The following is a 7,572-nucleotide window of genomic DNA, read 5'->3' as shown; positions in this document are numbered from 1 at the left end:
CCTCGACGTCGTGCCTGCCGTAGAAGTACGACGGTAGCCGTGCTGGTTCCCGCGCGGGCGCGGTGTGGTGACTCGACATCAGGGAAACGCAACCTCAGCCGGTTGGCACGACGGGCGGGTGGGATGGAGGGGAGGAACGGATGTGCGCCGGGCTACACGGCCATCCCGTACACGATGGTGAAGAGCGTGCCGAGCGAGCCGATGATGAACACGCCCGTCAGGCCCGCGACGATGAGGCCCTTGCCCTGCTCCGCGCTGAAGGTGTCGCGGAGCGCGGTGGCACCGATGCGCTGCTTGGCGGCGCCCCAGATGGCGATGCCGAGGCAGAGCAGAATCGCGACGGCCATCACCACCTCGATCATGATCTTGGCCTCGTTGCCCAGGCTGCCGAAGGGGCCCCAGTCCGGAGCGATCCCCCCGATGATGGTGTTGATGTCTCCCTCGTCGGCCGCAAAGAGCATGTAAGTCACCGCCCCTGTTGGGTAGTTCCGCGCCCTCTGCGGACGTGCAGAGGTCAAGCCTCATTGTCGCCGACAATGACGCCGACGTATGTCGACTTGGCGTCATTGATTGGCGGGTTTCGTGCCAATAGCTTGCCACCGGTCCGTGCCGGGCCCTAACAGGGTTGCGCGGACCGGTATGCGAAGAGTCGTATGGTCACTCTGTGTATCACGATCGGTTACGCCGGGCAATGACGCTGGACCGCAACCTGTCGTGTGGTTGCGTCGTTGGGCCCTTCTGCGAAGTGACCGGACTCGCCCGCGCGCACGTCGGGCGGGACGGCTTCCCACTTCTGACGATCCGTCGTGGCGACGGTCCGGGGGGTGCCGGTGCCGTGAACGCGGACGGAGGAGCCGGGGTCGTCCACGTGGGTGAAGGTCACCCGGGTCTGCGCCGGTCGGGGTCCTTGTCCTCGACATGGCCGGAAAGTGTCATTGAACGGCTTCGACATGGGGGAGAGTTGGGCCATGCGCAAGATGTGGGTCGGCGCCGGTGTCGCGGTCGCGGGCGGGATGGGCTTCGTGATGCTGCTCGTCGTGGGCGTCTACCTCGTCGCCGGAAACCTCGCGGGCGGCGCCGGCGGCGGGGCCAGGAAGCTGGCCAAGGGGTCGGTGCCCGCGGCGTACCAGCCGCTCGTGCAGAAGTGGGGCAATCTCTGCCCCGCCATCAACCCCGCGCTGCTCGCCGCCCAGCTCTACCAGGAGAGCGGCTTCAACCCGAGGGCGCAGAGCCACGCGGCGGCGCAGGGCATAGCGCAGTTCATCCCCGGGACGTGGGCCACCCACGGGATCGACGGGGACGGGGACGGCGACCGGGACGTGTGGGACCCGAAGGACGCCATCCCGTCGGCGGCGTCGTACGACTGCTCCCTCGCGTCGTACGTGAAGGACGTGCCCGGCAATCCGACCGAGAACATGCTGGCCTCCTACAACGCGGGGGCTTACGCGGTCATCAAGTACCAGGGCGTGCCGCCGTACAAGGAGACCCAGAACTACGTCAAGGTGATCACGACCCTGGAGAAGAGCTTCGCGGCCCCCGAGACGCGGGTCGATCCGTCCGAGCAGGCCGCCGGGGCCATCGCCTACGCGCAGAAGAAGCTCGGGACGCTGTATCTGTGGGGTGGGAACGGGACGCCTGAGCAGGGTGGGCGGTTCGACTGTTCGGGGCTGACCAAGGCGGCGTACGAGAGTGTGGGGATCAAACTGCCGCGGGTCGCGAACGACCAGTACAACGCGGGGCCGCATCCGTCGCGGGACGAGTTGATGCCCGGCGACCTGGTGTTCTTCTCGGACGATCTCACCAACTCCCGGGCCATCCGGCATGTGGGGATTTATGTCGGCGGCGGATACATGATCGACGCGCCGCGGACGGGTGCTGTGATCCGGTTCGACCCGATCGACACCCCTGATTACTTCGGGGCCACCCGGGTGACCGAGGATGGCGCGAAAGCGCTGCCCACGACGGTGTGAATGCCATGGTTTGGACGCAACGTGAATCCATGCCCTGAGCTGCGGTGACGTGTTTCTCTTCGATAACGTCTGCGTGATCATTCGGTGGAGCGTGGAACGTATCAACGGGGGCCGTGCGTTCCTGTTGACGTGTAGGTGTGCGGGCTGAGAAGGAACCGGCGGATCTACGACCACGGGGGTGGCAGAAGAGGCGTGCGCTCGGTGCGCCGGAGGACATGACGAAGGGGCCGCAGCACCATGGCTGGACTCGCCGAATCCGGGTCGAACCCCGACGTCGAGCTGCTCTACGACATCAACGGCCTGGCCAAGGACGCACCGCACTGGTTCGACCGGGTCATGGAGTTCGTGGGTGAGTACGGACTGCTGTTCGCGATCGTGCTGCTGGTGCTGTGGTGCTGGTGGTCCGTGCGGCGGCGGGGCGGCGAGGACGCGGCCTCGAACGTGGCGGCACTGGTGTGGGCGCCGCTCGCGGCCGGTGTCGCGGTACTGGTCAACGTGCCGATAAGGGGTTTCGTCGAACGGCCGCGGCCGTTCAAGTCCCATGACGGGCTGGAAGTGCTCGTCGCGGGTAAGGACGACTTCTCCTTCGTGAGCGATCACGCCACGCTGTGCATGGCCCTGGCCGTCGCCCTGTTCGTGGCCAACCGGAAGTTCGGGCTCCTCGCGATCGTGCTCGCGGTGTTCGGCGGGTTCATCCGGGTCTACATGGGCGTGCACTACCCGACGGACGTCGTGGGCGGCTTCGCCCTCGGTACGGCGGTCGCGCTGCTGCTGTCGCCTCTCGCCATGGCCCTGCTGACGCCGTTGACCCGGGCCGTCGAGCGGTCACCCCGGGTGGGGTGGCTGGTCAGCGCGCGGGGGCGAGGGGACGCCGCCGGGCGCGACGCCGTGGTCCCGGGGGCGCGCAAGGAGAGTGCGGAGACGGGGCAGCGGGACCTCGCCGCCTGAGACGTCAGGACGGTGCGTGGGTCTTCGCGTCCGTACGGGCCTGGCTTCTCGCTCTGCGGGCCGGGCCTCGCCAGCCGCAGGTGCAGCGGGCCAGGCAGAACGGGCCCTGTTCGACCGTCCTCGTGAGGTGTTCCGGGACTTCCTGGGGAGCTTCGAGACCTTCCTGCTGCGCCACGCCCACAACGTTACCGGCGTCGCCTGCCCCTCGTTAACCGGGACGGCAGGGGGTCCGGAACGCGTGTGACGGCTGGGTAGGTGGCGATGTTCGGGTGGGAGAGGGAGCGAAGGAAAGGGAGGGTGGGCGCAGGGCTCGTCCTCGCCGGGGGCGTGATCTGCGTGTGTCTGGCCGGGAGCGGGTGCTCCGGGCAGGGGGCCGCCGCTCAGGGGGCCGGCGGCGGCGATCCGGTCGCCGTGCTGCACCGGGCCGCCGACCGGCTGGTGGCCGCCGGGAGCGCCAAGGCGCGCACCGCGATGGAGATGGCCAGCGGCGGGACGCGGGTGACCATCCGGGGCGAGGGTGTGTACGACTTCGAGGGGCGGCTCGGGCGGCTGAAGGTCCGGCTGCCGCAGGACCCGGCGGGGTCGAGTGAGCATCGGCCGATCACCGAACTGCTCGCGCCGGGTGCCCTTTTCATGAAGAACCGCGGGGCCGGCGTGCCCGACGACAAGTGGGTGCGGGTGGAGACCGCGTCGCTGTCCGACGGAAACCTGGTGACCGGCGGCGCGACGGACCCCTTCGCCGCCGCAGAGGTGCTGCGCGGGACCCGGACGGCGACGTACGTGGGGCGGACGGAGGTCGCGGGAACCGCGGTGCGGCACTACCGGGGGACCGCCGACCTCGCTCGGGCGGCGCGCGGCGCGTCGGAGGGGAACAGGCAGGCGCTGGCCGCGGCGGCGAAGGGGTTCGCCACCGCCGAGGTGCCGTTCGACGCCTACCTCGACGACGAGGGCCGTATCCGCAAGGTCCGGCACCGCTTCAGCTTCGCCAACGGGCGGGACGAGGGCACCGTGGCCGTCGCCTCGACGACGCTGCTCTACGATTTCGGCGCCGCCGTCCGCGTACGGCTGCCGGAGGACCGGGACATCTACGCCGGCAAGATCGCCGCGGAGCCGGGGGAGGCGTCGGGCGAGGCGTCGGACGAGGGGTCGGACGAGGCGTCGGGCGGCAAGAACTAGCCCTTCCGTGCCATGCGCGGTGCGTAGGCCGCTCCCTACTCTAGGAAGCCGGTGACGGCAGAGACGAGGTGACGCGCGTGGCTCCGGTCGGCGGTACGACGGTTCAGGACCACGTGGCCCTCGCCGAGATCGAGCTGTGCGGCGAACTGATCATCGCGGCCTCGGCCGCCCGGGAGCGGCTCAGCCTGGAGAGCATCGACGAGGTGCTGCGGGTGGCCGAGGAGCGAGGGGCCGCGGCCGGCCAGTAGGAAGCCGGCCGGGTACGCAGGCGGGCGGCCGGTCCTGCCGGCTCCGGGGTCAGGTGCGCAGGAGGCGGCCGATCGCCTTCGTCGCCTCCTCCACCTTCGCGTCGATCTCGGCGCCGCCCTTGACGGCCGCGTCGGCGACGCAGTGGCGCAGGTGCTCCTCCAGGAGCTGCAGCGCGAAGGACTGCAGGGCCTTCGTGGAGGCGGAGACCTGGGTGAGTATGTCGATGCAGTAGACGTCCTCGTCGACCATCCGCTGCAGGCCGCGGATCTGGCCCTCGATGCGGCGCAGGCGCTTGAGGTGCTCGTCCTTCTGTTTGTGGTAGCCGTGCACACCGCGGTCGTGGTCGGTCACGATGTCCGTTCCGTCCGCCCTGTTCGCCCTGTCCGTCCCCTCCGTCTCCACCGCGCCCACGGCGGGGGAGGGCGCACCTGCGCCGGCCTCGGTGGTCGTCATCGCGTCCTCCTGTTGTGGGGCATAGTGGGCAGAGTTCGGGCAGATAGCGGACATATACCCCTGGCGGGTATATGGTAACGAACTTTGCGGGGTAAGGGGCCCTTGACAGAGCCCCTGGCGCCGCCCCCCTGCTCATCACTCTGCCTGATGGGCGACACTGGAGGACGGCCCGTTAGCCGTGGCCGGATGATGCGCCTAGCATCAGCCTGACCGAAACCGATGCACCCCGAGGACCCCACGTGCGCTTTCGTCTGACCCCCAGGGAGACGAGCTTCTACGACATGTTCGCCGCCTCCGCGGACAACATCGTCACGGGCTCCAAGCTCCTGATGGAACTGCTCGGGGCGGACGCATCCGCCCGGGCCGAGATCGCAGAGCGTATGCGGGCCGCCGAACACGCGGGTGACGACGCGACCCACGCGATCTTCCACCAGCTGAACTCCTCGTTCATCACGCCCTTCGACCGCGAGGACATCTACAACCTCGCATCGTCCCTCGACGACATCATGGACTTCATGGAGGAGGCCGTCGACCTGGTCGTCCTCTACAACGTCGAGGAGCTGCCCAAGGGTGTCGACCAGCAGATCGAGGTGCTGGCGCGGGCCGCCGAGCTGACGGCCGAGGCGATGCCGAACCTGCGCACCATGGACAACCTCACCGAGTACTGGATCGAGGTCAACCGGCTGGAGAACCAGGCCGACCAGGTCCACCGCAAGCTGCTCGCCCACCTCTTCAACGGCAAGTACGAAGCCATCGAGGTGCTGAAGCTGAAGCAGATCGTGGACGTCCTGGAAGAGGCGGCCGACGCCTTCGAGCACGTGGCGAACACGGTGGAGACCATCGCGGTCAAGGAGTCCTGACCTCTTCATGGACACCTTCGCTCTGGTCGTGACCATCGGGGTCGCGCTCTTCTTCACGTACACCAACGGTTTCCACGACTCGGCGAACGCGATCGCGACGTCCGTGTCGACGCGCGCGCTGACGCCCCGGGCGGCGCTCGCGATGGCCGCCGTCATGAACCTCGCCGGTGCGTTCATGGGATCCGGGGTCGCCAAGACGGTCAGTGAGGGGGTGATCGAGACACCGGAGGGTTCGAAGGGGATGGGAATCCTCTTCGCGGCGCTCGTGGGCGCCATCGTCTGGAACCTCATCACCTGGTACTTCGGTCTGCCCTCGTCCTCCTCGCACGCGCTGTTCGGCGGCATGGTCGGGGCGGCGCTGGCCGGCAGTACGACCGTGTACTGGCACGGGGTACTCGACAAGATCGTCATCCCCATGTTCGTGTCGCCGGTGGTCGGACTGCTCGCCGGTTATCTGGTGATGACCGCCATCATGTGGATCTTCCGGCGGGCCAACCCGCACAAGGCGAAGCGGGGCTTCCGTATCGCGCAGACGGTGTCCGCGGCGGGTATGGCGCTGGGGCACGGTCTGCAGGACGCGCAGAAGACGATGGGCATCGTGGTGATGGCGCTGGTCATCGCCGATGTCGAGGACTACGGCGATCCCATTCCGGTGTGGGTGAAGATCGCCTGTGCGCTGATGCTGTCCGCGGGGACGTACGCGGGCGGCTGGCGGATCATGCGGACGCTGGGGCGGAAGATCATCGAGCTGGACCCGCCGCAGGGGTTCGCCGCGGAGACCACGGGGGCGTCGATCATGTTCGGGTCGGCGTTCCTGTTCCACGCGCCGATCTCGACGACCCATGTGATCACTTCGGCGATCATGGGTGTGGGGGCCACGAAGCGGGTGAACGCCGTGCGGTGGGGTGTCGCCAAGAACATCATCATGGGTTGGTTCATCACGATGCCGGCGGCTGCGGCGGTTGCCGCGTGTTCGTTCTGGGTCGTGAATCTGGCGTTCCTGTAGCGGGCGGCACGACTGCCCGCGGCTGTGCCGCAGCTGAGAGGGCCCGCCCCCGGTGAACGGGAGCGGGCCCTCGTGCTCCTCGCGGTGGCACCGCCATGCAGCACCGCGAGGGGATCGGGTCCGGGCCTAGCCGAAGCGGCCCGAGATGTAGTCCTCCGTGGCCTGGACCGACGGGTTGGAGAAGATGCGCTCCGTCTCGTCGATCTCGATCAGCTTGCCGGGCTGCCCGACCGCCGCCAGGTTGAAGAACGCCGTACGGTCCGAGACGCGCGCCGCCTGCTGCATGTTGTGCGTCACGATGACGATCGTGAAGCGCTCCTTCAGCTCGCCGATCAGGTCCTCGATGGCCAGGGTGGAGATCGGGTCCAGGGCGGAGCAGGGCTCGTCCATGAGCAGCACGTTCGGCTCGACCGCGATGGCGCGGGCGATGCACAGGCGCTGCTGCTGACCGCCGGAGAGACCGGAGCCCGGCTTGTTCAGGCGGTCCTTGACCTCGTTCCAGAGGTTCGCGCCGCGCAGGGACTTCTCGACGACGTCGTCCAGCTCCGACTTCTTGAACTTGCCGTTGAGCTTCAGGCCGGCCGCGACGTTGTCGTACACCGACATGGTCGGGAACGGGTTCGGCCGCTGGAAGACCATGCCGACCTCGCGGCGTACGGCCACCGGGTCGATGCCCGCGCCGTAGAGGTTCTCGTCGTCGAGCATGACCTTGCCCTCGACCCGGCCGCCCGGCGTGACCTCGTGCATGCGGTTGAGCGTGCGCAGGAACGTGGACTTGCCGCAGCCGGAGGGGCCGATGAAGGCCGTCACCGAGCGGGGCTCGACGGTCATCGAGATGTCCTCGATGGCCAGGAAGGAGCTGTAGTAGGCGTTGAGGCCGCTGACATCTATGCGCTTGGCCATGGGTATC

At 68.4% G+C, this 7,572-nt stretch carries 9 protein-coding genes; 6 read left to right on the top strand and 3 right to left on the bottom strand.

Annotation, left to right across the window (positions count from 1 at the left end; all coding sequences use genetic code 11):
- Window positions 1–152 precede the first annotated feature (152 nt).
- Window positions 153–461, bottom strand: coding sequence for a hypothetical protein (locus EBH09_RS16825; protein ID WP_121747793.1), 309 nt, complete (start codon window positions 459–461; stop codon window positions 153–155).
- Between the two features lie 489 nt (window positions 462–950).
- Here EBH09_RS16825 and EBH09_RS16820 point away from each other — a divergent pair, with 489 nt between their 5' ends.
- The 4 genes from EBH09_RS16820 to EBH09_RS37860 all read left to right on the top strand — a co-directional run bounded on the left by EBH09_RS16820 (window position 951) and on the right by EBH09_RS37860 (window position 4,342).
- Complete coding sequence (locus tag EBH09_RS16820) at window positions 951–1,970, top strand: bifunctional lytic transglycosylase/C40 family peptidase (RefSeq protein ID WP_121747842.1); 1,020 nt, start codon at window positions 951–953, stop codon at window positions 1,968–1,970.
- Window positions 1,971–2,207: 237 nt separating this feature from the next.
- Window positions 2,208–2,918 carry a phosphatase PAP2 family protein gene (locus tag EBH09_RS16815; RefSeq protein ID WP_121747792.1) on the top strand — a complete coding sequence of 237 codons (711 nt, stop codon included), beginning with the start codon at window positions 2,208–2,210 and terminating at the stop codon, window positions 2,916–2,918.
- Between the two features lie 261 nt (window positions 2,919–3,179).
- On the top strand, window positions 3,180–4,094 hold the full coding sequence (locus EBH09_RS16810; protein ID WP_121747791.1) for a hypothetical protein: 915 nt from the start codon (window positions 3,180–3,182) through the stop codon (window positions 4,092–4,094).
- 68 nt (window positions 4,095–4,162) lie between these two features.
- Complete coding sequence (locus EBH09_RS37860; protein ID WP_121747790.1) at window positions 4,163–4,342, top strand: hypothetical protein; 180 nt, start codon at window positions 4,163–4,165, stop codon at window positions 4,340–4,342.
- A 49-nt stretch (window positions 4,343–4,391) separates the two neighbouring features.
- Here the strand turns inward: EBH09_RS37860 and EBH09_RS16800 are convergent, their stop codons facing one another.
- On the bottom strand, window positions 4,392–4,796 hold the full coding sequence (locus EBH09_RS16800; RefSeq protein ID WP_121747789.1) for a metal-sensitive transcriptional regulator: 405 nt from the start codon (window positions 4,794–4,796) through the stop codon (window positions 4,392–4,394).
- A gap of 239 nt (window positions 4,797–5,035) precedes the next feature.
- Between EBH09_RS16800 and EBH09_RS16795 the strand changes: the two genes are divergently transcribed.
- Both EBH09_RS16795 and pitH read left to right on the top strand, forming a co-directional pair.
- Window positions 5,036–5,656: a DUF47 family protein gene (locus EBH09_RS16795; RefSeq protein ID WP_053133402.1), complete on the top strand. Its 621-nt coding sequence runs from the start codon at window positions 5,036–5,038 to the stop codon at window positions 5,654–5,656.
- Between the two features lie 7 nt (window positions 5,657–5,663).
- Entirely contained in the window at window positions 5,664–6,662 is a 999-nt protein-coding gene (gene pitH / locus EBH09_RS16790) for a low-affinity phosphate transporter PitH (protein WP_121747788.1), read from the top strand.
- Window positions 6,663–6,788: 126 nt separating this feature from the next.
- Here the strand turns inward: pitH and pstB are convergent, their stop codons facing one another.
- Window positions 6,789–7,565 carry a phosphate ABC transporter ATP-binding protein PstB gene (gene pstB / locus EBH09_RS16785; RefSeq protein WP_055417635.1) on the bottom strand — a complete coding sequence of 259 codons (777 nt, stop codon included), beginning with the start codon at window positions 7,563–7,565 and terminating at the stop codon, window positions 6,789–6,791.
- Window positions 7,566–7,572 lie beyond the last annotated feature (7 nt).

The organism is Streptomyces sp. E2N166 (genome assembly GCF_003671715.1).
GTDB classification, from domain to species: domain Bacteria; phylum Actinomycetota; class Actinomycetes; order Streptomycetales; family Streptomycetaceae; genus Streptomyces; species Streptomyces thinghirensis.
The sequence above is the reverse complement of the archived record's forward strand: the minus strand, read 5'-3'. Positions and strand labels throughout refer to the sequence as shown.